Raw genomic sequence first — 26,959 nt, 5'->3', positions numbered from 1 at the left:
CTTCGCTGCGGCTCGGCGGGATTGGAGTTTCAAACATAGCCAGAATCGCTTTTTTTCGCTGCCCCGCGCCGGCGGACGGGCCTATGATTTCCCGATCGCACCGCGGAAGTGATTCACGGTTCCAGGACCAGCCATGAGCCAGGCAGCAATTTCGACCCACGAGGTCTTCAACCAGTCGCCGCCGTTTTGGGATATCGATCTGTATATGGCCGATCGACCATTGGTGGAGGCGGTCGCCTCCAATGGAGGCGCGTCTGCACAGGGCGAGTTATCCGACTTCGGCAAGCATTGGGGCTCGGCGGCGATGGCGGAACGCGGCCGCGTCGCCAATGAGAACACGCCGAAACTGCGCACCTTCGATTCACGCGGCAATCGCCGCGACGAGGTCGAGTTTCATCCCGCCTATCACGAACTGATGGCACACAGCGCGCACGCCGGCGTACACAACTCGACATGGGCCGCCGACGGCAAGCCGGCCGGCGGCGCGTCGGAGGTGATACGCGCGGCGAAATTCTACATGGCCGCGCAGGTCGAGACCGGGCATCTCTGCCCGATCACCATGACGCGGGCCTCGGTCGCCGCGCTGGCGGAGCAGCCCAAACTACTGGCCAGGTTGATGCCGGTGCTGGGCACGCGATCCTACGATCCGGCGTTTGCGCCGTGGTGGACCAAGCGCGGCATGACGCTCGGCATGGGCATGACCGAGAAGCAGGGCGGTACCGATGTGCGCTCCAACATGACGCGGGCCGAGCGCGACGGGGACGCCTACCGCATCACCGGGCACAAATGGTTCATGTCGGCGCCGATGTGCGACGCCTTCCTGGTGCTGGCGCAGGCCGAAGAGGGCCTGAGCTGCTTCCTGATGCCCCGCTTTGCGCCCGACGGCTCGATCAACGCGATCCGCTTCCAGCGGCTGAAGGACAAGCTCGGCAACCGCTCGAATGCTTCGTCGGAAGTCGAGTTTCATGGCGCCTATGCCGAACGCGTCGGCGCGGAAGGCAAGGGCATCCGCACGATCATCCAGATGGTGCAGCTGACCCGGCAGGATTGCGCGATTGCGTCCGCCGGCCTGATGCGATCGGGGCTCGCACATGCGCTCCATCACGCGCGGCATCGCAGCGTGTTCCAGAAGCATCTCGCCGATCAGCCGCTGATGCAGGCGGTGCTGTCGGATATGGCGCTGCATGTCGAGGCTACCGTCGCGCTGGTGATGCGGCTGTGCCGATCGTTCGACCGTGCGCCTGTTGATGCCAAGGAAGCGGCCTATATGCGGCTGCTGACACCGGCGATCAAATACTGGGTCTGCAAGAGCGCGCCTGGCTTTCTCTATGAGGCGATGGAGTGCCTCGGCGGCAATGGTTACGTGGAGGAGGGTATTCTGGCGCGGCATTACCGGGAGTCGCCGGTCAATGCGATCTGGGAAGGCTCCGGCAATGTGATGTGCCTCGACGTGCTGCGCGCGCTGTCGCGCGAGCCGGAAACGGCTTCCACAATCGTGCATGAACTGACCGGCGAAACGCTGGGATTGCCGGGCGCGGGCGAGGCGATCACCTTCATCGGCAAGGCGTTCCGCCGGCCGGACAGCGAGCGCGTGGCGCGGCTGGCGGTCGAAAGGCTGGCGCTGCTGGCGGCTGCTGCCGCCCTCAATGCCGTGTCGCCGGTGCACGCGGCATTGTTCGCCGTCACACGTCTTGTCGGGAATCATGCCGGCATGTACGGCGCGGTCGATCTGGCACGTGGCGATATACGCGGCCTTTTGGAGCGCGCACTGCCGTGAAAAATGAATGCGTCCCACCGTCATGGCCGGGCATAGCCGTTCGAAGGACGGCGTCGCTGCCGCTCGCCTATGCCCGGGCATGACGAAGATAATCCTCTCGCCATGAAAGTTATTTGATGGACTCCCTCACCACCGCAAGTCCCGTCACGGCTCCGGCCGCGGTCCCGGATCAGCCGCAGCCGCCACGCGTCTGGAAATTCTGGGGCACCACGCTCTGGGGCCTGTTCATCTTCGCCGGGATGTTCCTCGGCCAGCTCACAGTCATCATCTACTTCGTGCTGCGCCAGGGCGGATCGTTCGACATCGCCGAGGCGATCCGGGTCGTGGGCAGCGGCCTGACCATCTCGCTCTCGGTCATCCTCGGGTTGCCCGCCGTGCTGTTGGCGACGTGGATCGCGATCCGCCCGACGCGCATATCCTTTACCGACTATCTGGCACTGCGCTGGACTTCATGGCGCAATTTCTTCACCGGCCTCGCCGCGCTGGTCATTCTCGTCGGCGGCTGGGACCTGCTGTCGCGCGCACTCGGGCGCGAGGTGACGCCGGGCTTCATGGGCGATGTCCTGAAATCAGCGCAAGCCGATGGCGCGCTGTGGCTTTTGGTGATCGCGTTTTCCGTCGCCGCACCGATGTGGGAAGAGATCTTCGCGCGCGGGTTTCTCTATCGCGGCTGGTCGGAATCAAGGCTCGGCGTCACCGGCGCGATCTTCCTGTCGTCGCTGGCCTGGACCGCGCTGCATCTGCAGTACGACTGGTTCTTCTTCGGCGAGGTGTTTACCATCGGCCTGCTGCTCGGCTATCTCCGCTACCGCACCAGCTCGACCTGGCTGACGATCGTCCTGCACGGCATCAACAATCTGGCGGCGACCATCCAGACTTTCTGGCTGGCGGGGAGTGGGTAGGTCAAACCGGACGATGTACGGGTGTGGGCCTACGTTGTATTCGGGTTCATCAACGCGCGATCGATGATGTCGTCATAGAGTGCCCATTGCTGCCGCGAGTTCTCGATGCTGATCTTCGGAATATCGAGATCCGCAAACAATTGGTCGGTGAGCGTCCGGTATTGACGATAGAGGGCGATCAGGCCGTCAAGACCGGCCAGCCCGCGCCTCTTGGCGTACGGCGATTCCAGTTTCCAGTTGGTCTGATAGTTCACCCATTTATCGCCTCGCTGCGCCGAGACGGCGCGAATGGCGCTGTCGACGTCGTCCTGGTGGAAATAGATCAGCAGCGGGCGCAACGGCTTGATGACCGCGACAACTTCCCGGCAATAGGCGGCGATCAACTCCATGTTGGCTTCGAGCAGCAGCAGCGACGTCAGATTGCCGTGGAACAGTTGCCCGTCGACAGCCTGGATGCGGTCGGCGGCCAGCGAACTGTCAACGAAGGCGCGCCACTTGGCGATGCACGATTTGGCAAGCTCTGCCGGCGGCATCGCGCTCCAGGGCAGGTCCCAATCGAAGCGGATCGGATGCGGATCGACCCCTTCGGTTATCCCGGTGGCGGGGATGCCCGATGCCTCCAGCCGGCGAGCGATGTTCACTGTGACGGTCGACTTGCCGGAGCCCATGATCCCCTCGACGATCACAAGCCTTGGCCAGACGTTGCTCAATGGCGGGATCAAGGTGGAATGACCATGCTCGGGCCTGTGGGGCGCATCGGGTGGTGATCGACAAAGCGCGTTGTTTATTTCTACCTAGTGGGCTGGCACGAGGCAAGTTTGCGCCGCGACAATATCCGCTGCGGTTGTTCTATGCCACTAGCGCGATCACGATCGGCATCGTCACCGCGGCCAAAATCGTCTGCAACGTGATGATCTGCGCCAATAGCGGCGCGTCGCCGCCCATCTGCCGCGCCAGCACGTAGGCGGAAGACGAGGTGGGCACGGCCGAGCAGACAGCCACGATCACCAGGCTTGAGCCCGATATGCCGAACCACAGCGCCAGCGCGACGCCAAGAACTGGCATCAGGATCAGCTTGAGGAACACCGCGATCGAAGCGGCCAGGCACGGGCGGAACATACCCGCAAGCTGCAGGCCCGCGCCGGTGACGAGCAGGCCGATGCCGAGGGAGGAGCGGCCGAGCGCCTCTGCGACATCATGCCAGACCTGTGGCAGTGGCAGATGCGTGACATTCACCGCGAGCCCGATCGCACAGGCCCAGATCAGAGGATTCGTGAGCACCGTCATGACAATCGCACGGAGCGACTGCTTTTCCGGCGCAGCGTAGTGAGCCAGCACCGATACGCTGAATATATTCACAAGCGGAATGATCGCGACCATCGCGACGGAGGCCAGCGCCAGCCCGGTGTGGCCAAAGAGATTGCTGGAGACGGCGAGCGCGACATAAGTCTGCCAGCGCGTGGCACCCTGGAAGATCGAGGTGAACGCCGGGCCATCGATGTTCCGGCGGGAGAAGAGGGGCCGCAGCGCCAGGCACAACAGCGACATCGCCAGCGCCGAGAGCATCAGCGCGCCGCCGACGCCCGCCACCGGAACACTGGATAAATCGGCCTTCACCAGCGTCTGGATCAGCAGCGTCGGGAACAGGACGTAATAGGTCAGCCGCTCCAGCCCATGCCATTGCGTGTCCAGCCGCATCAGGCTGCGCCTGAGGATGAAACCGAGCACGATCAGGAGAAACACCGGCAGCAGCGCCGAGATCACCACCGCCATCAACGATCCCCGCGAAGGGTCTTGAGCCGGTCGAGCGCACCCTGCAGGATGAAGATCGCGGCGTGCTCGTCGATCACCTCGGCGCGGCGGGCGCGGCTGACGTCCATGCCGATCAGTTCGCGCTCGACCGCCGCGGTCGAGAGCCGCTCGTCCCACAGCGCGATGGCGAGATCCGTCAGCTTTGCAAGATTGCGCGCGAAGGCGCGGGTCGATTGCGCGCGGGGTCCTTCGCTGCCGTCCATGTTGATGGGCAGGCCGAGCACGAAACCAACGGCGTTGCGCTCGCCCGATATCGCGAGCAGCCGCGCCGCGTCCGCCTTGAAAGCCTTGCGCTGGATGGTTTCGACCCCGGTCGCGAGCCGGCGGTCGGGATCGGACACGGCAACGCCGATGGTCTTGGTGCCGAGATCGAGGCCGATCAGCGCGCCGCGCTCGGGCCAGTGCGTGACAGCGTCGATCAGAGGGAGGATAGGGGCGGGCATGACCCCGCATAACACCGGCTCGCCATGTGCGCAAAGCCGATCAGGGCGTGGCGTCCATGCGAGAACGTCACACTACGCATCGCGGCGTTTCTTTTCGGCCTTCCTCTTGGCCTTCATAACCTCAGCCTGCGCGCGGTAGGCCCGCGCCATATTCTGGAAGTTTTGGGCGATCTCGACGTCTGAGGCGGACCGCGCCATGCGTTCAGCCTTGTCAGCTTGCTTTCGAAAGAACTTCGTTTCCTTCACCATCGCTTTGTCCGGCGATCGAGGAGGCTAATGGACCCGCTACAGGGCAGGTGACGGTGCGGCAACTCCGAAGGTGCCGCACCGTTCCCTCGCAATGGTCCTACCGGATCGCGACCGGGTTGATCATGCTCTGTACGGCGCCCTTGAAGCGCGGCTGGCCGAGCACGAACAGGAACTCATAGGCCTTGTCCTTGGCGAGTTCTGCCGTGTCGAGATTTTCGAGAATGTAGGTGCCGTTCATCGGCAACAGGACCTGGTGCACCTCGAACACGTTCTTGGTCTCGAACGGCACCGCTTCGACGCCCCAGGTATCGGCGCCCACCGCGACGACGCCCTTGCCGGCGAGATACTTGGCGCCTTCGACGCCGAGGCCGGGTTCGCCGGCGCTATAGCGCTTGTCGTCCTTGCCGATCAGGCTGAGCCACCCGGTATGGAAGATCACGACGTCGCCCTGGCGGATTTCGACGCCCTGCTTCTTCGAGACTTCCTCAATCTCCTTGGTGTTGAAGGCGGTGCCTTCCTTGACCACGTCGGTGCCGTAATGGGCAGCCATGTCGAGCAGCACGCCTCGCGTCACCATCGGTGGGACCTTCTCGACGCCGAGCTTCTTCAGCCCGGTAGGATCGGCGAAATCGAGCAGCTTGTTGCCGTTGTAATAGACGTGCTCGACGCCGATATGGCCGAGGCCGTCGAGCTGGCTGCCGACGCCGACCCACCCCTCGATAATGTCATCATTATAGGTCGTCTTGGTCGGCCCTAGGCCCGGGATGCCGGCTTGGCCGGGCTGCACGATCGTGACCTTGAAGGCCCGCGGCGGGTAGGCGGGGGTCTTGGAGTCGACGGGAATACCGAGCGCGTAGGTCTTGCCGGTCTTGACCAGACCGGCGGCTTTCACGACGAGTTCGGGCTTCATGTAGTTGGCGGCGCCGATCTCGTCGTCCGGCCCCCATTTCGATTTCGTCCAGTCTTGAGCGCTTGCTGTTCCGACCGCACCCAACAAGGCAACAGAACAGCTCAATACGAACGCAATGCGCATCGCAGTCCCTCCCAGATTGACGTTATGGTTTTTGATAGTTAGCGCCTCATACTAACGTAGCAGGGCGGGGCGGCCAGAATTTTTTGTAGGCAACGCGCGTGTTGCGATCGACGTCGCAACGAGGAAGGCGCGCTGCGCAAATTGCTTTGTTGCAAAAATATGGCGTGGGCGTTTCGCTTGGCGGAACGAATGCGGGATGCGAAGATGACGATGGATGCGCTGAGCCTGTTCGGCCTGTTCGCGGTAACCGCGATGTTGGTGGCCTACGCGCTGGAAGATCGCAGCCACTGGTTCATCCTGGTGTTCGCTGGCGCTTGCGCACTGGGCTCGGTCTACGGATTTCTGCAGGGCGCCTGGCCGTTTGGACTGGTCGAGGCGATCTGGACCGGCGTCGCGCTGCGGCGCTGGCATGTCAGGCAGCGATCACTTCGCCCTTGCTGTTGAGGCAGGACGCAAAGCCCTGCAGGGCGCTGTACTGATGGGCCGCGCGACGGGTGATGAAGAGTGTCTCGACGCGTGCCTGCGCCGGGGCCAGCGTGTGGACGTTGACGGTGTCATTCCGCCCGACCACGGCGCGCGGCAGCAGCGTCACGCCCATGTCGGCGGCAACGCAACCGATCATGCCGTCGAGCGTGCCGAGTTCGAATCGCGCGGAAGAGGGCCAGCCGAATTCCGAAAACACCTGTTCGAGCCGCTGGCGGTAGGTGCAGCCGGTCCGAAACACCAAAGCGGTCGGACCCGAGCCTGGCGTGCCCGCGCGCAAGGCGCCGAGGCTCTGCCAGCGCCGCGCGGTGACCAGCACCAGCTCTTCGCGGAAGGCAACCGTCGTCTCGAGTTCGGCATGCTCGACGGGGCCGGCGACGAACGCGCCGTCGAACGTGCCGTTGAGCACGCCGGCCACCAATTCGGCCGTCGTTGACGTCCGCAGGCTCAGACGCACCGCCGGAAAGCGGCGGTGGAATTCGGCGAGCAGGGAGGGCAGGCGGACGGCGGCCGTCGTTTCCATCGAACCAATCGAGAGCGGCCCTTTCGGCTCGCCGTCATCGCGCGCGGCCAGCAGCGCCTCGCGCGACAGCGCCGCCATCCGCTCGGCATAGGGCAGCAGGCGGCGGCCGGCGCCGGTCAGCGTCATGCCGCGGCTGTGCCGCTCGAACAGCGCGGTGCCGATCTCGGCCTCCAGCGCTTTCACTCGCTGCGTGACGTTGGACTGCACGGTGTTCAGTTCGTCGGCGGCGCGCGTAATGCCGCCGAGCCGGGCGACGGTTGAAAAGGTCAGGAGGTCGCTCAATTCCATGGCGATGTCCGTTTCATTTTAGAGATCGTAGCATTCTCTAGTATTCATTTTTAGAGAATGATAGTTCGCCTTAATATCCCTGTCCAGATTGCAGGGAGGGGACATGCCGATATCGACACCGTTGACCGCTCGTCTGGGCATCCAGCATCCGATCCTGTCGGCGCCGATGGACGTCATTGCGGGAGCACGCCTGACCTCGGCGGTCAGCGCCGCCGGCGGTTTCGGCATTCTCGGCGGCGGCTATGGTGACAGGGCGTGGCTGGAGCAGCAGACGGCCAAGCTCGACGGCGCTTCTGATCCCTTCGGCATCGGCTTCATCACCTGGAGCCTCGCCAAACAGCCGGAGCTGCTGGACATCGCACTCGAAGCCGGTCCGCGCGCGATCATGCTGTCGTTCGGCGACCCAAAGCCCTTCGCGCCGCGCATCAAGGCGTCAGGCGCGCTCTTGATCTGCCAGGTGCAGGACGAAGCGATGGCGCGGCAAGCCCTCGATGCCGGCGCCGACATTCTGATCGCACAGGGCACGGAGGCCGGAGGCCACGGCGCCTCGCGCACCACCCTCGATATCGTGCCCGCGATCGTCGATCTCGCGGCCGGACGTGTACCGGTCGCTGCCGCAGGCGGCATCGGCGATGGCCGGGGGCTGGCGGCGATGCTGATGCTCGGCGCCTCCGGCGTGCTGCTCGGCACGCGCTTCTACGCGAGCGTGGAATGTGATGGGCCGGAACAGGCCAAGCAACGAATCTGCGCGGCATCGAACGGCAACAGCGTACGCGGCATCATCTTCGATCTCTCGCGTAACAATGTCTGGCCGGCGCCGTATACCGGGCGCTGCCTGATCAACGATCATGCGCGGCGCTGGATGGGACGCGAGGTCGAACTGATGCAGAACATCAAGACAGTCGCGGCCGAATATGCGGCGGCAAGGGCCGCGGGCAATTTCGACATCGCCGCCGTCATCGCGGGCGAGGCGGTCGGGTTGATTCACGATATCCCACCGGCCGCCGAGATCGTTGACAGGATCGTCGGCGAGGCCGAGCAGATACTCAGCGGTCGCCGCAATTCCGTTGCCAGTGTTTCCTTCCCTTCTCCCCTTGTGGGAGAAGGTGGCGCGGATGCAATCCGCGCCGGATGAGGGGTCTGTCTCCGCGGATACAAACCCCTCACCCGTCTCGAATGAGCTCCGCTCATTCGATCCACCCTCTCCCACAAGGGGAGAGGGGTTGAGCAACGAGCAAGGAAAGCAACCATGTGGCCAGATCGCGGATCATCGACCTCTTCAAGACCGAATTTCCGATCGTGCTGGCGCCGATGGCCGGCACCATGGATGCCGAGCTGGTGATCGCGGCGGCGCAGGGCGGCGCGCTGGGGTCGCTGCCGTGCGCGATGATCACGGCGGAGAAGGCGCGCGAGCAGGTCAACATCATCCGCCAGCGCGTCACGGCGCCGCTCAACATGAACTTCTTCTGCCACACGCCGGTCGATGCCGATCCCGCGCGCGAAGCCGGATGGAAGGCCAGGCTCGGCTCCTACTACAAGGAATTGGGCATCGATCCGGCCGCGCCCGTCAACGCCGCCAACCGTGCGCCGTTCGATGAGGCGATGTGCGCCGTCGTGGAGGAACTGAAGCCGGAAGTGGTCAGCTTCCATTTCGGCCTGCCGGACGCCGGGCTGGTCAAGCGGGTCAAGGCGACGGGCGCACTCGTGATGTCGTCGGCGACCATTGTGAAGGAAGCGATCTGGCTGGAGGAGCACGGCGCCGACGTCATCATCGCGCAAGGTGCGGAGGCGGGCGGCCATCGCGGCATGTTCCTGACCGACAACATTGCCCAGCAACCCGGCACGTTCGCGCTGGTGCCGCAGGTGGTCGATGCGGTGAAGGTGCCTGTGATCGCGGCCGGCGGCATCGCTGACGGGCGTGGCATTGCGGCGGCGTTTGCGCTTGGCGCATCGGGCGTGCAGATCGGCAGCGCCTATCTGCGCTGCCCCGAATCCAAGGTGATCGGACCTGTGCGCACCGCGCTGGCGCAGGCCCATGACGATTCCACCGTCATCACCAATGTCATGACCGGGCGGCCTGCGCGCGGCGTCGCCAACCGCGTCATGCGCGAGGTCGGCCCGATATCGCCCGATGCGCCGGCGTTCCCGCATGCCGCCACCGCGCTCGGTCCGCTGAAGACCGCGGCCGAAAAGCTCGGCAGGGTCGACTTCACCAATCTCTGGGCCGGCCAGGCGGTGCGGATGGGCCGCGAGATGCCGGCGGCGGAATTGACCCGTTCGCTGGCTGGCGCTGCGTTGGCGCGGTTTGCTGCGTTGGGCGGATAGCGCGGTGCAGACCTCAGGCCATCAAAGCGTGTGGACCCAGGCTTCGGGATAAAGCGCGTAGGCGTTGCCGCGCCGCGCCAGCCGCGAGAACGCCGGGAAATGCAGATGCATTCCTGCGATCAGAACGCCATCGGCGGAGACGCGGTCGAACATCCGTTTTCGCGAGGCGGCCGCTGCCGCAAGATCGGTGTCGAACCCCATGCCGGCCTCGGGAAAGGCGGTTTGCACTTCCGGCACGTGCACGGTGTCGCCCCAGATCATCAACTGATCCTGGCCTGAAGCGACCAGATAGGCGGTGTGACCCGGGGTATGCCCGTGGCTCGGGATCGCGGTGACGCCTGGAAACACTTCGCCATCCCCAAACAACCGCGTCCTGCTCTTGTAGGGCAAGACCTGCTCGCGGCCGGCCTGAAAAAACAGTTTTGCCGATCGCTCGTCAGCCTTTGCCATTGCGCCGTCGTCGAACCAGTGCGCCAGCTCGTTCTCGTGCATCACGAGTTCCGCATTCGGAAACAGAAGCTGTCCGTTCGACATGTCGGTCAGGCCGGCGGAATGATCCGGATGCATGTGGGTCAGCAAGACCGTGTCGATCGATTTCGGATCGATGCCGGCAGCGGCGAGGTTGCGCTGAACGAAGCCGGCCGTGGGCTGCAGGTAATTGCCCGATCCGGTGTCGATGATCGCGATGCGCCCCTTGGAGCGGATCAGGAAGGTGTTGACGCTGGTCCGCCGCGCCGGGCGAAACGCGTCGTGAAGGATCTGACGCGCCTTTTCAATGTCGACGTTGCGCATGACATCGAGCGTGCCGTCGAGATAACCGTCGCTGACGGCGGTGACGACGATATCGCCGATCTTGCGGTGATAGATGCCGGGAATCTGCTGGGCCGGTTGCGCATTCATGTGGGAAGACCTCGGGGCTTGAGGGGACGGTCAGGCACCGACCGATTTCAGGAACTCATCGATGCAATCGAACAATAGATACGGGGTTTGCACCGCCATGTAGTGGCCTGTTCGGACCTCGGTGTAGCGGGCGCCGGGAATGGTCTTGGCCACGCTTTGCGCCAGCGCCGGCGGGCGCACGCGATCCAGGCTGCCGCCGATCACCAGCACCGGACAATTCAACCGGGCGAGTTCGTCCTGCATGTCGGCCGCCGCCAGCATTCGCCAGATCGTCGCATAGCTCGAGGGGTCGTTGCCGAGCCATCGGGTTCGGAAGCGCTCGAAGCGGGCGAAGTCGCCGCGAAGCTCCGGGGCATAGCCATTCAACATCGAATCCTCGACCGCGACCGTCATGCCGGCGGCTTCGATCCGCGCGAGGCGCTCCAGTGCCGACGCTCGACGTTCCGCCGCAATGCCGGTGGTCGGGCTGCCGACCGCAACCGCATCGGTGCGTTCCGGATAGCGGGCCGCGAAATGCAGGGCGATCGCACCGCCGACGGCGATGCCGGCCAGCGCGACCTTGCCGGTGATCCCGAATTGGTCGAGCAGGGCTGCGATGTCGGCGGCCATCGTGTCGAGGGTGAGTTCGCCGCGCACCTTCTGCGACAGTCCGGCGCCGCGGGTGTCGTAGCGCAGGACCCGGTGCGACTTCGCAAACTTTGGTGCGACGTCGTCCCAGCTTTCAAGCGAGCCGCCCATCTCGTGGACCAGCACCAGCGTGCGGTCGCTGCCGCCGCTCAGCTCGCAACGCAGTGCGGCGCCATTGACTTCGATGAAATCCATGCTGCGCCCCCGGTGTTCTTGTTCTTTTTGTTTGTCATCCGGCGAGCGACTGGCCGGTCAGCCTTGGTATCGGAAGTCTACGATACCGGAGACGATATGAATCTCAAATCGTGAACGGAGCAGGGCGCGATGTCGGCTTTTGACGCCGGTGAGCAGGGTCGCGCATGACCGCGCTAACGCGCGGGCTCACGATACGGCCGAGGCGGCGGCCTCGCGCCGCCGAATGCCTGGCCCTTCCGGTCTAGTGCGCCGGTTCGTCGCGCCCGACGTCGAGATGCTCGGCGGCCAGCGACCTGTAATGCGCCGCCATCTCCTTGTAGTGCTGCTTCGAGATGGGATCGGTCGCACCTTCCGCGCGGCGCTCAAACATTTCAGCCTTTTCCTGCAGGATTTTAGCCTGTTGGGACATGCCTCTCCCTCCCGTCGGTCAGGTTAAGCAGGCGAGGTAGACGATCGCGATGCCGAGCACGGTCCCGATGGACCAGAGGGCAGGATCCCAGCTTTCCGATCCGGCGCCGTCATTTTCGATGGTCGACATGACACGGCCTCCCGATCTTCTGGCCGTGACTACATTCCCCGACTGTTTCAGGATGACTACGTAGGGACGTAAAATGGTTTCGTCAGGGTGCTTTTGCGTATGAAATGGGCGCTTGGCGCTCAAAATCTTGTGCGTCGGGGCGGGGCGACTTTGATCCAAAAAGGGGTGGTATTCGGCACCGAAGGCCCCGGCCGCCTGTTCCCGCGGTTGCGGCGCAAAAGCGGCCTCTGCTATACGGCGGATGCCAATTCCCCGTTTGAGGCCTATATTATGTCTGTTGACGCCGCCACCGTTCGCCGCATCGCGCATCTGGCGCGAATTGCGGTTACCGAGGCCGAGGTTCCCCATCTGCAGGGCGAACTGAACGCTATGCTGGCCTTCGTGGAGCAGCTTTCGGAAGTGAACGTCGACGGCGTCGAACCGATGACCTCGGTGACACCGATGGAAATGAAGAAGCGGCCCGACGTGGTCAACGACGGCGAAATTCCCGACGATATCGTCAGGAATGCGCCGGAGACGCAAAATCATTTCTTCCTGGTGCCGAAGGTCATTGAATAACTCTACCTAGAGATCGGAAGTCCGATGTGTCTGCTCTGCGACGATGAAAAGGCCTACCAGGCCTACATGAACTATCTCGACGCGATGGAGCGGCAGGGCAAGGCCGCCGATCCCGACAAGGCGATGGACGCTGTCCTCGATCAGCTCGAGGCCAATGAAAGGACCCGGCCCAAGTCCAACGATCCCGCCAACGACAAGACGCTTTCTCCGTTCTTCTGCAGCCCGATCAATAAATGACCGACCTGACATCCCTGACGATCGCCGAGGCCCGCGAGGGCCTCGCGAGCAAGTCTTTCACCTCGCTTGAACTGACGGATGCACATCTCGCCGCCATCGAAGCGGCCCGTTCGCTCAATGCCTTCGTGCTGGAAACGCCTGATAAGGCGCGTGCCATGGCACGCGCGGTCGATGCCAAGATCGCCAAGGGCGAGGGCGGGCCGCTGGCCGGCATTCCGCTTGGTATCAAGGACCTGTTCGCGACCAAGGACGTGCGCACCACCGCGTGCTCGAAGATCCTCGGCAATTTCGTGCCGCCGTACGAATCGACCGTGACCTCGCAGCTCTGGCGCGACGGTGCTGTCATGCTCGGCAAGCTCAACAATGACGAATTCGCGATGGGCTCGTCGAACGAGACCTCGTGCTTCGGCCCCGTCGTCAATCCGTGGCGGCGCGAGGGTTCCAACACCACGCTGGTGCCGGGCGGCTCCTCCGGCGGATCGGCGTCCGCTGTGGCGGCGCTGCTGTGCATGGGCGCGACCGCGACCGACACCGGCGGCTCGATCCGCCAGCCCGCTGCGTTCACCGCAACCGTCGGCGTCAAGCCGACCTATGGCCGCTGCTCGCGCTGGGGCATCGTGGCGTTCGCGTCTTCGCTGGATCAGGCGGGGCCGATCGCACGCACCACGCGCGACGCCGCGATCCTGATGCGCTCGATGGCCGGCCATGACCCCAAGGACACGACCTCGGCCGACATCGGCGTGCCCGATTACGAGGCCGCGATCGGCAAGTCGGTGAAGGGCATGAAGATCGGCATCCCGAAGGAGTACCGCCTCGACGGCATGCCGGCGGAAATCGAAAAGCTCTGGACCGAAGGTGCGGCGTGGCTGAAGGCAGCCGGCGCCGAACTGGTCGAGGTGTCGCTGCCGCACACCAAATATGCGCTGCCGGCCTATTACATCGTGGCGCCCGCGGAAGCCTCGTCCAACCTCGCGCGCTACGACGGCGTCCGTTACGGCCTGCGCGTGCCGGGCCGCAGCATTGGCGAGCTGTACGAAAGCACCCGCGCCGAAGGATTTGGCGACGAAGTGCGTCGCCGCGTCATGATCGGCACCTATGTGCTCTCAGCCGGCTATTACGATGCCTATTATCTGCGCGCGCAAAAAGTGCGCACGCTGATCAAGAAGGATTTTGAGGATTGCTTCGCCAAGGGCATCAACGCGATCCTGACGCCGGCGACGCCGTCGGCGGCGTTCGGCGTCGGCGAAAAGGGCGGCGCCGATCCGGTCGAGATGTATCTCAACGACATCTTCACCGTCACCGTGAACATGGCGGGCCTGCCGGGCATCGCCGTACCCGCCGGCAAGGACGCGCAGGGACTGCCGCTCGGCCTGCAGCTGATCGGCCGTCCGTTCGACGAAGAGACACTGTTCTCGCTCGGTGAAGTCGTTGAGCAGGCGGCCGGCCGCTTCACGCCGCCGCGTTGGTGGTAGCGATGGCGGATTTCCGCGCCAGTCTCGCGGACAATGCGCCGGCATCTGGTCTGGAGCCGCCGCTGGCTGGGCTATGGTGGGCCGCCAAAGGCGACTGGGACCGGGCGCACAAGGTCGTGCAGGATGAAGACAGTGCCGAGGCCGCCTGGGTGCATGCCTATCTGCACCGCGTCGAAGGCGATCTCGGCAATGCCGGCTACTGGTACCGTCAGGCCGGCCAGCCGGTGGCAAAGGATTCTCTGGAAGCCGAATGGGAGCGGATCGTGACCGCGCTGCTCGGGAGTGGAAAAGCATGAACGTGTCAGTCAAACCGGGAAAACTGATCAAGGGCCAGACCGGCAACTGGGAAGTCGTGATCGGGATGGAGGTGCACGCCCAGGTCACCTCGAAGTCAAAACTGTTCTCCGGCGCCTCGACGGAATTCGGCGGCGAGCCGAACAGCCATGTGTCGCTGGTCGATGCCGCGATGCCGGGCATGCTGCCTGTCATCAACGAGGAATGCGTCAGGCAGGCTGTCAGGACCGGGCTGGGCCTCAATGCGCAGATCAATTTGCGCTCGGTGTTCGACCGCAAGAACTATTTCTATGCGGACTCGCCGCAGGGCTACCAGATCAGCCAGTACAAGTCGCCGATCGTCGGCGAGGGCGAGGTCGTGGTCGAACTGGACGGTGGCAAGACCGCCACCATCGGGATCGAGCGGCTGCATCTGGAACAGGACGCCGGCAAATTGCTGCACGACCAGTCACCGACCATGTCCTATGTCGACCTCAACCGGTGCGGTGTGGCGCTGATGGAAATCGTGTCAAAACCGGACATCCGCGATGCCGAGCAGGCCAAGGCCTACGTGACCAAGCTGCGTTCGATCCTGCGCTATCTCGGCACTTGCGACGGCGACATGGAGAAGGGTTCACTGCGCGCCGACGTCAACGTTTCCGTGCGCAAGCCGGGAGGGCCGCTCGGCACCCGCTGCGAAATCAAGAACATGAACTCGATCAACTTCATCGGCCAGGCGATCGAGTACGAGGCACGGCGTCAGATCGAGATCATCGAGGATGGCGGCACGATCGATCAGGAAACGCGGCTGTTCGACCCCAACAAGGGCGAGACGCGCTCGATGCGCTCCAAGGAAGAGGCGCATGACTATCGCTATTTTCCGGATCCGGACCTGCTGCCGCTCGAATTCACGCAAGGCTATGTCGACGAGCTGAAAGCGCATTTGCCGGAACTGCCGGACCAGAAGAAGGCCCGCTTCATCGAGAGCCTCGGCCTGTCGCCCTACGACGCCGGCGTGCTGGTGGCCGAGCGCGAGAGCGCGGTGTTCTACGAAACTGTGCTGGCAGGCCTTGCCGACAAGGCGCGCGACGGCAAACTCGCGGCCAACTGGGTGATCAACGAGCTGTTCGGCCGTCTCAACAAGGAAGGCCATGACATCACGGACTCGCCGGTGTCGGCGGCGCAGCTCGCGGCGATCGTCGATCTGATCGGCGAGGGCACGATCTCCGGCAAGATCGCAAAGGACCTGTTCGAGATCGTCTGGACCGAAGGTGGCGACCCGCGCGAGCTGGTCGAAAGCCGCGGCATGAAGCAGGTCACGGACTTGGGCGCGATCGAGAAGGTCGTCGACGACATCATCGCGGCCAATCCGGACAAGGTCGCGCAGGCGAAAGCCAAGCCGCAGCTCGCCGGCTGGTTCGTCGGCCAGGTGATGAAGCAATCGGGCGGCAAGGCCAATCCGCAAGCGGTCAACGATCTCTTGAAAGCGAAGCTCGGCATCTGAAGCGTCCCGTAACGGGACGATTCCCGCGCTGATGGCGCAACGATCGATGCGCGCGAACGTGCATCGGTCGTCCATCGCGATCTGAAATTCATCATCGCGACCGACAGCGCAGTTGCGAATCGGTCTGCGCGATTCGCAAAAAAGTTCGGTTTTGGCGAGCGGCGATGAGACGCCAGCGCTGTGACCATGAAAATTTTTTTATTGCCAAAACTTGCGACTCAGAGTCCGCGCACCCGGCTTTTGGGCGGCATCACTGAGTCGCGGTGAACGCGCGCATGCATTGATCGTCACTTCGGTGAATCAAAGAAAGCACTGCGGCACAAGCGCTTTCTTCAATATTGGCAAACACCGATGTCGATCGTTGCGCCACTTTTTGCATCGACGCGCGCATCCATCATTGTGTTGTCGAACGAAGTGCTTCGCGCGCTCTCTCGTCGCCGTGTCAACACTTCCTTAAGCGGGACGCTGTTTTTTTGGATGCGTTGGTGTATTCGGGATGTAGTGCATCTCGATTCCCGAGTGCACGCAGCGACTAAGCCATCTCACTTACATTAGGAGGGCAACATGGCCAAGAAAGCTAAGAAGGCGAAGAAAGCGAAGAGCGCAGTGAAGAAGACTGCGAAGAAGACCCGCAAGGTCGCCAAGAAGAAGTAAATTCGCTTCTTTGAAAATTGCCGGCGGCTTGATGCCGGCACGTCACTAGAGCCCCAGGACTAAACGCTGAAGGCTCCGGTCGACGAAAGAGGGTGTCGGCGAGACATCAGGTCAACGGCTGGATCGTATTTCGGAAAGAGTGCTCTTCAAACGAGGCTCGCTCTTTCAAAACCGGTCCGGCAGAAGAAACAGGGTTTCTTCGTTCGGTGCGGGTATCCTTAACTACCCGCAGTTTCACCGGGGCCAAAGCCCGGTATGAAATCTGGTCCTGACGTGTTCGCCGACGCCCTCGTTCCTCGGGGCGTACTCGTCCCCTAAGGGGCGTACTCGTCCCCCGGAACGCCCGCTTTCGCTGGAGCGCTCCGACAGCCGCCGCATCAGGCGCGCGGCCTTGAAACCTCCCCCACTTCATTGTCCATCATTCGCAGGCGTCGAACGTCTCGGTTCCGCCTATCGCTCCAGGCGCGTTGTCGCTTGCCGTTCGGCTCGCCGAATATGCTCCGATGATCCTGAGCTATCGCGCCAGCCGGTGCCGAGCGATGATGACGCCGACATTGCCGCAATGGTTATCGTTTTGCGAAACCGCAGGGTAAACCGACCTTCACGATTGGCAACTTCTCCCTGTGCCGCAGGCACTTCTGCGATTTCGCGTTCGGCGGCGCGCTGCGCGCGTTTACATCCCGTTCATCGCGAACCTTAAACTGCCCTTCAAATTTGATCGGCCATGATCATCCCAACAACAGACCGGAAAACGGTACGCGCATGATCCGCCAAAGTGTGGGCGGTTTGGCGATTAGATCATGCGCTTTCTAAAAAAGGGCGCGCGATCGGACGCAGAACCGGTTCCCACTTTTGCTGATCGCGCGCTGGGATAACAGGCAGGCTAACAGTGGACAGGGGCCGCGCTCGGGGGAGGGCGGCAACAATAAAAAGGGGAGCTGAGGATGTTTCAGGGGAACATTGATCTCGATAGTGCAATTCCGGTGGAAGCCACCGCGATCCCGGACGTGCTGTTCGAGCGCGGCCTTTACTGGGCGAGCGGCCGTTCCGGCGTGGTCAATCTCGTCGCGGCCCACAAATGGTTCAATCTCGCCGCGCTGAAGGGACGCGCGGATGCAATCTCGATGCGCCGCGAGGTCGCCGCGATGATGTCGGATGCGGAAATCGCCACCGCCCAGCGCGAAGCCCGCGCCTGGATGACTGCGCACTAATTTCCGTCGTTTCGACAGGTGAGCCGACCTCGGATTGCATGAGGCGGCCAGGGCGAAAAACCGCCCGGGCGGCTCTCTATGGCCATCGGGGGAAACACTCCGGGACCGGAGCGTCTGCCAGTTTCGCAGGCGTCCGTTTTGTCGGAACGCGACAGGGCTACCTTGATTGAAGCCATATGGTGGCATGACATCATCTACGATCCCAAGCCTCATTCGCCAAACGGCTGGATCGCATGAGCCGCGAAAATCAGGCGCGCGCGAAATCGCGGCACTTGGACGATGACGCCACTGGCGCGGCTCGTCGCGCGGCCTCGCTGCTGGATCGGACCCGCGGAGCCCGAGAACTTCTCCGCCTGGCCGAATAGCATCCAACACAGTCTAGCTGGTTGAAATTCATCCATGGAATCAACCCTGTTAGGTCTTGTTTGATTCAATCCGATCAAATCCACTAGCGATAACGCTGCGCGCCAAGTGCTGCCGGGCGACCTCACCGAACATCGCCGTGTAAAGGTGGACATGGGAGTCGACGCATTATCATGTCCTTCGTTGGCATTGATTTAGATCAAGATCGTTCCTGCCGAGCGGCCGCATCGATACCAAAATTGCACCTTGGTCCGATATCTACCGAAGATTTTGCGTAACTTGGGGATGCATCGGCTGGGAGGTAACGCAGTGAAAGCGAAGCCAGAGCCAACGCGCAATATCGCCATTTGTGATAGTCCTTCAGATATCGACAAAATGATCTGGATACCCGGCGGCACTTTCCGCATGGGATCGGACAAGCATTATCCCGAAGAAGCTCCGGCGCACCGCGTCACCGTGGACGGCTTCTGGATGGACCGCTATCCCGTGACGAACGGTCAATTCAGGGAGTTCGTAAGAGCGACCAAACACATCACCGTCGCTGAAATCACACCTGACCCCAAGGATTATCCGGGAATACTCCCGCATATGGTCTACGCGGGCTCCCTGATGTTCTCCCCGCCCAACCATCCGGTCAGTCTCCGCGACTTCAGCCAGTGGTGGACCTTCGCCAGGGGCGCGCAATGGCGGCATCCCTACGGACCCGGAAGCAACATCCGTGGGCTGGACGATCACCCGGTCGTGCATGTGGCCTTCAACGATGCGCTCGCCTACGCGAAATGGGCTGGCAAGGATTTGCCAACCGAAGCGGAATGGGAGTTTGCAGCGCGCGGCGGGCTCGAGGACACCGAATTTGCGTGGGGCGATGAATTCACGCCGGCCGGCCATCACATGGCAAACACCTGGCAGGGTGAGTTTCCGCGGCAGAACGTAAATGCCGACGGCTTCGAGCGCACTTCACCGGTCACCGCATTCCCGCCGAATGGGTATGGCCTCAACGACATGATCGGCAACGTCTGGGAATGGACGGCCGACTGGTATTCGCCAAAGCATCAGGCAGATGCTCCGAAGGCTTGCTGCATCCCGGAGAACCCGCGCGGCGGCCGCGAGGCCGACAGTTACGACCCCAGAACGACGAACGTGAAGATTCCACGGAAGGTCATCAAAGGCGGCTCGCATTTGTGCGCGCCGAACTACTGCCGACGCTACCGGCCGGCAGCGCGCCATGCTGAGCCGGTCGATACTTCCACGAGCCATCTTGGCTTTCGATGCATCAGGCGAGGAGCCACTGACGCATCATAAAGAAGGAGAGCGAAGCCATGTTGAGTACCGTATTCGCTGCCAAGCCACCATTTATTGCAACGCCGCCCCGCAAGACACCTGGTTTGCTATCCTGCGCCTCGCTGCTCAGCGCGACGATGTTGATGTCGCTGTCCGGGCCAGCCAGCACGCCGGCAACAGCACAGCAACCGGCTCGGCCGCCGGCTCCACAGCCGGTCCAGCAGCAGGCTCCGCAGCCGGCTCAGCAGACGACGCAGCAGCCCGCTCAGCAGCCGGCTCAGAGACCCAATATCCTTATCATCATGGGCGATGACATCGGCTGGATGCAGCCAAGCATCTACCATCGCGGCCTGATGGTCGGCGAGACGCCGAACATCGATCGCATCGGCAACGAAGGCGCGATCTTCATGGATTACTACGCCGAGCAGAGTTGCACGGCCGGCCGCAACGCTTTCTTCACCGGCATGCATCCACTGCGTACGGGAATGATACCTCCGCAACTTCCCGGCAGCCCCTCCTATCTGCGGCCGGGGACTCCCGCGCTTGCCAAATTCCTGATCGATCTCGGCTACAACACTGGCGAATTCGGCAAGAATCATCTTGGCGATCACACGGATGCACTGCCGACAGCGCACGGCTTCCAGGAATTCTGGGGTTACCTCTATCATCTCGATGCAATGCAGGGGGTGAGCTTCCCCGACATCAACAAAACGCCAACCCAGCAAACGATCGTTCCGCCGTGCAAGAACACGCCTATTCCAGGTCTTGCCGAAGTCCCCGGCGCGGTGGACCCGAAGGTGACGACTTGCCTGACGCCGCCACGTCCAGTGCTCGCATGCAAGTCTTCCGATGGAACGGCCAGGAACCAGACCTGTACGGACGAGGGCCCGCTAACGCTGGAGCGCTCGAAGACGGTGGACGAGGAAATCTCGGCCAAGGTCGTTGATTTCCTCGATCGCAACGATCCCAAGAAAACCAACAAGCCCTTCTTCGCCTGGTACAACCCGGCGCGCATGCACATCACGACTGTGTTCTCGCCGCAATATGAAGCCATGCTTGGCGAACGCGGTGGCAAGGATTGGGGCATCAACGAAGTCGGCATGAAGCAGATGGACGACAACATCGGCGTCGTCCTCAAGAAACTCGCCGACATGGGCCAGCTCGACAACACCATTGTGGCGTTCACCACCGACAACGGCGCCGAGGTGATTACCTTCCCGGATGGCGGCGTCACGCCGTTCAAGGGCGGCAAGCTGACCACTTGGGAAGGCGGCATGCGCGCTCCGCTGGTAGTGCGCTGGCCGGCCGGCGGCATCAAGCCGGGCACGGTCAAGAACCAGATGTTTGCAGCGCTGGATTGGCTGCCCACGCTGGTCGAACTCGCCGGCGGACCGAAGGGCAATGCCTTGAACGAGCGCATCATGACCGGCAGCTATCCGGGCATCGTCAAGACCAAGCTCGATGGTTTCAGCCAGGCTGATTATCTCACCGGCAAGTCGGAGAAATCGGCGCGTGACACCTTCTTCTACTACACCGGCGCGCAACCCTCGGCGGTGCGGTACAAGAACTGGAAGCTCTACTACACCATGGTCGGCGCCGGCCCGATGGACGGGCTGGTAGGGGCGACCACCTACCACTGGACCCAGATCGCCAACATCAAGCGCGATCCGTTCGAATATACTGTGGGTACCGATCAAAAGAGCCTCGCGGGTCTGAGCGGCGCGCTTGCTGGTGCCAGCACGGCGTATCTCTACGACTGGAATATCCTGCCGATTGGTCAGCTGCTCTGGCTGAAGGAACTTGAATCCTTCAAGGAGTTCCCACCGATGCAGGATCCTGCGAGCTACAACCTCGATCAGGTTCTGGCGGCTCTCAAGAAGAACGCTAACCGGTCTAACTAACAGGCTGAAGCAAACTCGACGGGCGCGTTGCCGTTGCGCCCGTCGATGATTTCGGCCCCGGCGTGCACAGCCGACGGAAGCTGCGGTGCGTCACATATGGATTCTGCCACGCGATAAAAAACGAGGGCCAAGAATCATGAGCATTTTCAAACGCGCATGCCTAGGTCTGGTTACCTCTGTCGCCACGGCGGCTGCATTGGTCACGCCGCTTTCCGCTCAACAACAAAAGCCCAATATCCTCGTCATCATGGCCGATGACATTGGGTACTGGAACATCAGCGCCTATAATCGCGGGATGATGGGCTACCGCACGCCCAACATCGACCGCATTGCGAACGAAGGCGCAATATTCACTGATTACTATGGGCAACAGTCTTGCACCGCCGGACGCTCGGCTTTTATCACCGGGCAAAGTCCCTTGCGCACCGGGCTGCTCAAAGTAGGTCTGCCCGCGGCAAAGGAAGGCCTTTCCGCCAAAGATCCTACCATAGCTGAACTGTTGAAGCCGCAAGGCTACGCGACAGGGCAGTTCGGCAAGAACCATCTTGGCGATCGCAACGAGTTCCTGCCCACAGTGCACGGCTTCGACGAGTTCTTCGGCAACCTCTATCATTTGAATGCCGAAGACGAACCGGAGCATCCGGACTATCCCAAAAATCCCGCGTTCAGAGCACAGTTTGGTCCGCGCGGCGTCATGAAATGTACGGCGACGGCTACCGACACACCGGGCGACGATCCGCGCTTCGGTCCCTGGGGCAAGCAAAAGTGCGAGGATACCGGGCCGCTAACGAAGAAGCGAATGGAGACGATCGACGAGGAATTCCTCGGTGCTTCGACTGATTTCATCGAACGCGCGAATCGAGACAAGAAGCCTTTCTTCGTGTGGTTCAACCCAAGCCGGATGCATATCTGGACTCGTCTCAAAGCGGAATCTCAGGGGAAAACAGGCCTCGGCATCTATCCTGACGGCATGGTGGAGCATGACGGGCAGGTCGGGCAGATTCTAAAGAAGCTCGACGACCTCGGCATCGCCAACAACACGATCGTCATCTACACGACCGACAACGGGGCCGAGACATTCTCGTGGCCCGATGGCGGAACCACGCCATTCAAGGGCGAGAAGAACACCAACTGGGAAGGCGGCTATCGCGTCCCCGCAATGGTTCGCTGGCCCGGACTGGTGCCGGCACGGACCGAAATCAACGACGTGTTTTCGGCGGAGGACTGGGCCACGACGCTGGTCGCGGCGGCGGGCGAGCCCGACATCAAGACAAAGCTGTTGGTGGGCTACGATGCCGCTGGAAAGAACTTCAAGGTCCACCTCGACGGGTACGACCAGCGCGACCTTCTCGCCCGCAAGGGCGCCAATAAGCGCCGCGAATTTTTCTACTGGACCGACGACGGCAACCTGGCCGGGCTTCGCTACGACCAATGGAAGGCCGTCTTCCTGGAACAGAAGGCGCACGGGCTCGACGTGTGGGCGCAGCCGATGATTCAACTTCGGCTGCCGTCGCTGTTTAACCTCCGATCCGACCCGTTCGAGCGGGCTCAGCATGAATCCGGCGACTACGTCAGGTGGTTCATCGAGCACGCCTTTGTGCTGCTCCCCGCTCAGGCGGTCGTGGGACAGCATCTCATGAGTTTCCAGCAGTTTCCGCCGAGGCAAAGACCTGGTTCATTCTCCGTCGAACAGGCGATGGAAAAGCTAAGGAATCCACCCTCCAGCAATTGAATTCAGCATCATTCCGATTGGAAGCGAATAGCGAAAATTCAAGGAGTCCACCATGACCATCAAGAGTCGAACTGCCTGTATGACCATCGCCTTCCTGCTCTGCGGGGCGGCACCGGCGCTGGCCCAGACCACACCTTCGACGCCGCAGCACGAGCCGCTGCAGAAGACGATCGGCCAAGCCAGGCCGGAGATTGTGCCGTCCTTGATCGTAATGAACGCCCGCGGCGCCAGCCTGCAGGGCGGGAAGCTGACACTCACCGGCGTGGCGCCCAACTCGATCGTTTTCGCGGACCGCCCGGTGCGGGCGGCAGGGCATTCGCTCACGACCGACCTGCTGGCGGAATGGTCGCCGAGCAATGATAGCGCTGAGAGCTTTACCAGGGATCCGCCGAACGCCACGGTCTCGATGCTCGGCACGGACGGGTCGAAAATCCGCGATGCCGTCGTGGTGCTGAAGACGGCGAAGCTCGAGGGCGACCGGCTGACCTTCGATGTCGATGTGCTTGAAGGCGATCTTTCCGGCGGCGACGGGCCGGCGGCGCTCTTCATCGACCGCTTCGGCTTCGGTGGCTTCCACGGCGGCGGCATGGGCGGCTTCCACGCCGGCGGCTTCCGCGGCGGCTTCGACCGCGTGGGGACGGTCGGTATCGGTCGCGTCGGTGTTGACCGCGTCGGCGCAGTCGGCGTCTGGCGTCGTCCCTACGTCGCTCGCGGTGCCTGGTATCGCGGGGGCTACGGTGCTGCAGCGGTCGGTGCGGCCGCGGTGGGTGGGGCTGCGCTGGGTGCGGCGGCAGCCAGCACCTATCCCTACTGCGGTTATTATCCGTACCCGCCCTGCTACTGAGGGAAGGTGCGTCGTTCGACGCGGGAAAGAATCTCGGGCGCCCGCGCTTCGGCGCCCGCAAACCACGAGGTCCGATCGATCAGCCCCTCTGCAGGAGATCGATGATGAATCGGCGCAGGGACATCTGGTTCGGCATGGTGGCGTCGCTCGCCACCATGATGGTCGCACCCGCATCAGCACAACAGCAAAAACCGAACATTCTCTTCATTCTCGCCGACAATATCGGCTATGGCGACATCGGAGCTTACGGCGGCGGCGAGCTGCGCGGGGCGCCGACGCCGCGCATCGACCGGCTCGCGGCCGAAGGCTTGCGGTTGACGCAGTTCCTGGTCGAACCGGCCTGCACGCCGTCGCGCGCAGCCTTCATGACCGGACGCTACTCCATTCGCTCCGGCCTGTCGCTGGTTGCGGTCGAGGGGACTTCAATCTCGCTGCCAGCGACAGAAATCACCGTGGCCGGAATGCTGCGCGAGGCCGGCTACGCCACGGCGATGTTCGGCAAATGGCATCTCGGCGCCCAGCCTTACAGCCAGCCCCAGAACAAGGGCTTCGACGAATTCTACGGCATCCCACCCGGCGATACCTGGGATGCCTTCCTGATGATCCAGCAGGCTCGGCAGACCAAGACGCTCGATATCCCGCTCGACAAAGGACCGCAGATCGTCGAGGCCAAGCGCGGGGAGGCGCTGAGGACGGTGAAACCCTACACCGCGGAAGTCCGACGCGAGATCGATTGGGAACTGGTCGACCGCGGCGTTGATTTCATGCGGCGCCAGCAGGCGGCCGGCAAGCCGTTCTTTCTCTATATGGCGATCTCCCGAACACACTTCCCGAACCTGCCGTCGAAACGCTTCGAAGGCCAATCCCGCATTGGCCAGTTCGGCGATTCCCTGATGGAAGGCGACGCCATCGTCGGCCGAATGCTCGATGCACTCGACCAGTTCGGCCTCGCGCGCGACACCATCGTGGTGTTCGCGTCCGACAATGGCCCTGACGGTCCCGTCTCGCGCCCGTTCGGCGGCGACGTGCCGGACATGGGCTCGTCCGGGCCGTGGCGCGGGGCGCTGGGTGACGTGAGTGAAGGATCGATCCGCACCGCCGCCATCATTCGATGGCCGGAGCGAATAAGGCCGCGATCGTCCTACGCCATGTTTTCGATCATGGATTTCTTCCCGACCTTCGCGCGGATTGCCGGCGGCAAAGTGCCAGATGATCGCCCGATCGACGGCATCGACCAGACCGACCTGCTGCTTGGCGGGAACGACAGCGGGCGGCGCGAACATCTCCTGACCTTCGTCGGCCCGTCTCTCGTTGCGGCGCGCTGGAAGCAGTTTCGCATCTATTTTGCCGACGTGGCGCCGGGCCGTAGCGGCTCCGGCGGCGCGACCCTATTGGGAGGAGTCGGCGCCAGCGCCGCGCCGATGAACGGCTACCCCAAAGTGTTCAACATCGAAGCGGACCCGCACGAAGAACACAACATCGGAGAGATGTACGAATGGGTGATCGGCCCGGCGCTGAAGACGGTTGAGGAATACAAGGCAAGCCTCGTGAAATCGCCGAACCCGCCGGCCGCGAACATGACACGGTTTTGAACAGCGAACATGTGAGCAGCGCGATTTAACGCCGAGGAGATAGAGAATGAGCATAACCTCGAACACCTGGCACGGTCTGCCGGCATCGCTTCACTTGGACCGCCGAGTCTTGCTCTCGTCGCTGGCGATGCTTCCATTGCTCTCTGCTTCGCTTCGCTCGACCCCGGCGGGGGCTCAAGCGCAACGCGATCCGCTCCCGTCCTGGAACGACGGCGCCACCAAAGCCTCGATCCTCGACTTCGTCGCGCGCGTCACGACGCAAGGCGGGCCCTTCTTCGTCCCGGTCGAGCAACGCATCGCGACCTTCGACAATGACGGTACGCTCTGGATCGAGCAGCCGATGTATATCCAATTGGCCTTCGCACTCGACCGTGTGAAGGCCATGGCGCCCATGCATCCGGACTGGAAGACCAAGCAGCCGTTCGCGGCGGTGCTGGACGGCGACCTGAAGGCGCTTGCGGCTTCAGGCGAAAAGGGATTGGTCGAAATCATCGCCGTGACGCATGCCGGCATGACCACGGCGGAGTTCGAGAAGATCGTCACCGACTGGCTCGCGACCGCACGCGATCACCGCTTCAAGCGGCCCTATACCGAACTGGTCTACCAGCCGATGCTCGAACTGCTCGCTTACCTCCGGGCCAATGGCTTCAAGACCTTCATCGCGTCAGGCGGCGGCATCGAATTCATGCGGCCCTGGACCGAGCGGATCTACGGAATACCTCCGGAGCAGGTGATCGGATCGTCCATCAAGACGCGATTTGAGATGAAGGACGGCGCGCCAACACTTTTCCGGCTGCCCGAAGTCAACTTCATCGACGACAAGGCGGGAAAGCCGATCGGCATCAACGAGCACATCGGCCGCCGTCCGATCGCGGCCTTCGGCAACTCCGACGGCGATCTCGAAATGCTGCAATGGGCGACGCTCGGCGCCAGTGGCGCGCGATTCGGCCTGATCGTCCATCACACCGATGCAGAGCGCGAATATGCCTACGACCGCCAGTCGCATTTCGGCAAGCTCGACGTGGCGCTCGACGCCGCAGCGGTGAACAGGTGGACCGTGGTTGACATGAAGAAGGATTGGAAACGCATCTTTGGCTTCGAATGACGTTTGACCCCAAAAAATGACAAGCTGACTGCAGGTGCGCGCACTGGCGTCTTAGCGAAGACCGCGCGAGAATTACGCGCTATCGACGGCTGACCTGTGCAGCAACAGCAAAAGCGCAGCATCCTTGTATCATGGGC

The 26,959-nt window shown here is 62.7% G+C and carries 25 protein-coding genes and 1 pseudogene; 17 read left to right on the top strand and 9 right to left on the bottom strand.

Features of this window, described 5'->3' with window-relative positions:
• The first annotated feature begins 133 nt into the window (after positions 1-133).
• Positions 134-1,777: an acyl-CoA dehydrogenase family protein gene (locus AC0QUY_RS01875; RefSeq protein WP_475385507.1), complete on the top strand. Its 1,644-nt coding sequence runs from the start codon at positions 134-136 to the stop codon at positions 1,775-1,777.
• Positions 1,778-1,893: 116 nt separating this feature from the next.
• The gene (locus AC0QUY_RS01870; protein ID WP_475385506.1) at positions 1,894-2,679 is read left to right on the top strand and encodes a lysostaphin resistance A-like protein; all 786 of its coding nucleotides are present in this window, start codon (positions 1,894-1,896) and stop codon (positions 2,677-2,679) included.
• Positions 2,680-2,708: 29 nt separating this feature from the next.
• Here AC0QUY_RS01870 and AC0QUY_RS01865 read toward each other — a convergent pair whose 3' ends face one another.
• The 5 genes from AC0QUY_RS01865 to AC0QUY_RS01845 form a co-directional block, all read right to left on the bottom strand.
• A complete protein-coding gene (locus tag AC0QUY_RS01865) occupies positions 2,709-3,389 on the bottom strand; it encodes a P-loop NTPase family protein (RefSeq protein WP_475385505.1) in 681 nt (226 codons plus the stop codon).
• 139 nt (positions 3,390-3,528) lie between these two features.
• A complete protein-coding gene (locus AC0QUY_RS01860) occupies positions 3,529-4,452 on the bottom strand; it encodes an AEC family transporter (RefSeq protein WP_475385504.1) in 924 nt (307 codons plus the stop codon).
• Positions 4,452-4,934: a Holliday junction resolvase RuvX gene (gene ruvX, locus AC0QUY_RS01855; protein ID WP_161855058.1), complete on the bottom strand. Its 483-nt coding sequence runs from the start codon at positions 4,932-4,934 to the stop codon at positions 4,452-4,454. The genes AC0QUY_RS01860 and ruvX overlap by 1 nt, the downstream gene beginning before the upstream one ends.
• A 72-nt stretch (positions 4,935-5,006) precedes the next feature.
• Complete coding sequence (locus AC0QUY_RS01850; RefSeq protein WP_475385503.1) at positions 5,007-5,183, bottom strand: hypothetical protein; 177 nt, start codon at positions 5,181-5,183, stop codon at positions 5,007-5,009.
• Positions 5,184-5,280: 97 nt separating this feature from the next.
• Positions 5,281-6,216: a cyclase family protein gene (locus AC0QUY_RS01845; protein ID WP_475385502.1), complete on the bottom strand. Its 936-nt coding sequence runs from the start codon at positions 6,214-6,216 to the stop codon at positions 5,281-5,283.
• A 210-nt stretch (positions 6,217-6,426) separates the two neighbouring features.
• On the opposite strand from AC0QUY_RS01845, the gene AC0QUY_RS01840 reads away from it, so the two are divergent.
• Positions 6,427-6,660, top strand: a complete 234-nt coding sequence (locus AC0QUY_RS01840) for a hypothetical protein (protein WP_475385519.1) — start codon at positions 6,427-6,429, stop codon at positions 6,658-6,660.
• Here AC0QUY_RS01840 and AC0QUY_RS01835 read toward each other — a convergent pair.
• A complete protein-coding gene (locus tag AC0QUY_RS01835; RefSeq protein ID WP_475385501.1) occupies positions 6,629-7,510 on the bottom strand; it encodes a LysR substrate-binding domain-containing protein in 882 nt (293 codons plus the stop codon). The genes AC0QUY_RS01840 and AC0QUY_RS01835 overlap by 32 nt on opposite strands.
• A 103-nt stretch (positions 7,511-7,613) precedes the next feature.
• Between AC0QUY_RS01835 and AC0QUY_RS01830 the strand changes: the two genes are divergently transcribed.
• Both AC0QUY_RS01830 and AC0QUY_RS01825 read left to right on the top strand, forming a co-directional pair.
• A complete protein-coding gene (locus AC0QUY_RS01830) occupies positions 7,614-8,645 on the top strand; it encodes an NAD(P)H-dependent flavin oxidoreductase (protein WP_475385500.1) in 1,032 nt (343 codons plus the stop codon).
• Positions 8,646-8,759: 114 nt separating this feature from the next.
• A pseudogene (locus tag AC0QUY_RS01825) lies at positions 8,760-9,835 on the top strand (NAD(P)H-dependent flavin oxidoreductase).
• 21 nt (positions 9,836-9,856) lie between these two features.
• On the opposite strand, the gene AC0QUY_RS01820 reads toward AC0QUY_RS01825, so the two are convergent.
• The 3 genes from AC0QUY_RS01820 to AC0QUY_RS01810 all read right to left on the bottom strand — a co-directional run bounded on the left by AC0QUY_RS01820 (position 9,857) and on the right by AC0QUY_RS01810 (position 11,966).
• Positions 9,857-10,735: an MBL fold metallo-hydrolase gene (locus AC0QUY_RS01820; RefSeq protein WP_475385499.1), complete on the bottom strand. Its 879-nt coding sequence runs from the start codon at positions 10,733-10,735 to the stop codon at positions 9,857-9,859.
• A 30-nt stretch (positions 10,736-10,765) separates the two neighbouring features.
• Positions 10,766-11,557, bottom strand: a complete 792-nt coding sequence (locus AC0QUY_RS01815; protein ID WP_475385498.1) for an alpha/beta fold hydrolase — start codon at positions 11,555-11,557, stop codon at positions 10,766-10,768.
• A gap of 241 nt (positions 11,558-11,798) precedes the next feature.
• Positions 11,799-11,966, bottom strand: coding sequence for a hypothetical protein (locus tag AC0QUY_RS01810; RefSeq protein WP_475385497.1), 168 nt, complete (start codon positions 11,964-11,966; stop codon positions 11,799-11,801).
• A 399-nt stretch (positions 11,967-12,365) separates the two neighbouring features.
• Here AC0QUY_RS01810 and gatC point away from each other — a divergent pair, with 399 nt between their 5' ends.
• From gatC to AC0QUY_RS01750, 12 genes are all read left to right on the top strand, one after another.
• Positions 12,366-12,653, top strand: coding sequence for an Asp-tRNA(Asn)/Glu-tRNA(Gln) amidotransferase subunit GatC (gene gatC / locus AC0QUY_RS01805; protein WP_161855049.1), 288 nt, complete (start codon positions 12,366-12,368; stop codon positions 12,651-12,653).
• 24 nt (positions 12,654-12,677) lie between these two features.
• Entirely contained in the window at positions 12,678-12,890 is a 213-nt protein-coding gene (locus tag AC0QUY_RS01800) for a hypothetical protein (RefSeq protein WP_057836657.1), read from the top strand.
• Complete coding sequence (gene gatA, locus AC0QUY_RS01795) at positions 12,887-14,362, top strand: Asp-tRNA(Asn)/Glu-tRNA(Gln) amidotransferase subunit GatA (protein WP_475385496.1); 1,476 nt, start codon at positions 12,887-12,889, stop codon at positions 14,360-14,362. The genes AC0QUY_RS01800 and gatA overlap by 4 nt, the downstream gene beginning before the upstream one ends.
• Positions 14,363-14,364: 2 nt before the next feature.
• Positions 14,365-14,658: a hypothetical protein gene (locus tag AC0QUY_RS01790; protein WP_475385495.1), complete on the top strand. Its 294-nt coding sequence runs from the start codon at positions 14,365-14,367 to the stop codon at positions 14,656-14,658.
• On the top strand, positions 14,655-16,139 hold the full coding sequence (gene gatB, locus AC0QUY_RS01785) for an Asp-tRNA(Asn)/Glu-tRNA(Gln) amidotransferase subunit GatB (protein WP_475385494.1): 1,485 nt from the start codon (positions 14,655-14,657) through the stop codon (positions 16,137-16,139). Before AC0QUY_RS01790 ends, gatB begins: the two co-directional genes overlap by 4 nt.
• A 1,598-nt stretch (positions 16,140-17,737) precedes the next feature.
• Entirely contained in the window at positions 17,738-18,004 is a 267-nt protein-coding gene (locus tag AC0QUY_RS01780) for a hypothetical protein (RefSeq protein WP_161855045.1), read from the top strand.
• A 738-nt stretch (positions 18,005-18,742) separates the two neighbouring features.
• Positions 18,743-19,669, top strand: a complete 927-nt coding sequence (locus tag AC0QUY_RS01775) for a formylglycine-generating enzyme family protein (RefSeq protein ID WP_475385493.1) — start codon at positions 18,743-18,745, stop codon at positions 19,667-19,669.
• 281 nt (positions 19,670-19,950) lie between these two features.
• Positions 19,951-21,549: an arylsulfatase gene (locus AC0QUY_RS01770; protein WP_246738759.1), complete on the top strand. Its 1,599-nt coding sequence runs from the start codon at positions 19,951-19,953 to the stop codon at positions 21,547-21,549.
• A 136-nt stretch (positions 21,550-21,685) separates the two neighbouring features.
• The gene (locus AC0QUY_RS01765) at positions 21,686-23,281 is read left to right on the top strand and encodes an arylsulfatase (protein WP_161856721.1); all 1,596 of its coding nucleotides are present in this window, start codon (positions 21,686-21,688) and stop codon (positions 23,279-23,281) included.
• Between the two features lie 52 nt (positions 23,282-23,333).
• Positions 23,334-24,125, top strand: a complete 792-nt coding sequence (locus AC0QUY_RS01760; RefSeq protein WP_475385492.1) for a hypothetical protein — start codon at positions 23,334-23,336, stop codon at positions 24,123-24,125.
• Between the two features lie 104 nt (positions 24,126-24,229).
• Positions 24,230-25,717 carry an arylsulfatase gene (locus tag AC0QUY_RS01755; protein ID WP_475385491.1) on the top strand — a complete coding sequence of 496 codons (1,488 nt, stop codon included), beginning with the start codon at positions 24,230-24,232 and terminating at the stop codon, positions 25,715-25,717.
• 127 nt (positions 25,718-25,844) lie between these two features.
• Positions 25,845-26,822 (top strand): HAD family hydrolase, encoded by a 978-nt coding sequence (locus AC0QUY_RS01750; RefSeq protein WP_475385518.1) that lies wholly within the window; start codon positions 25,845-25,847, stop codon positions 26,820-26,822.
• The last annotated feature ends 137 nt before the right edge of the window (positions 26,823-26,959 follow it).

This window comes from Bradyrhizobium sp. WYCCWR15520 (assembly GCF_056174665.1).
The sequence above is the reverse complement of the archived record's forward strand: the minus strand, read 5'-3'. Positions and strand labels throughout refer to the sequence as shown.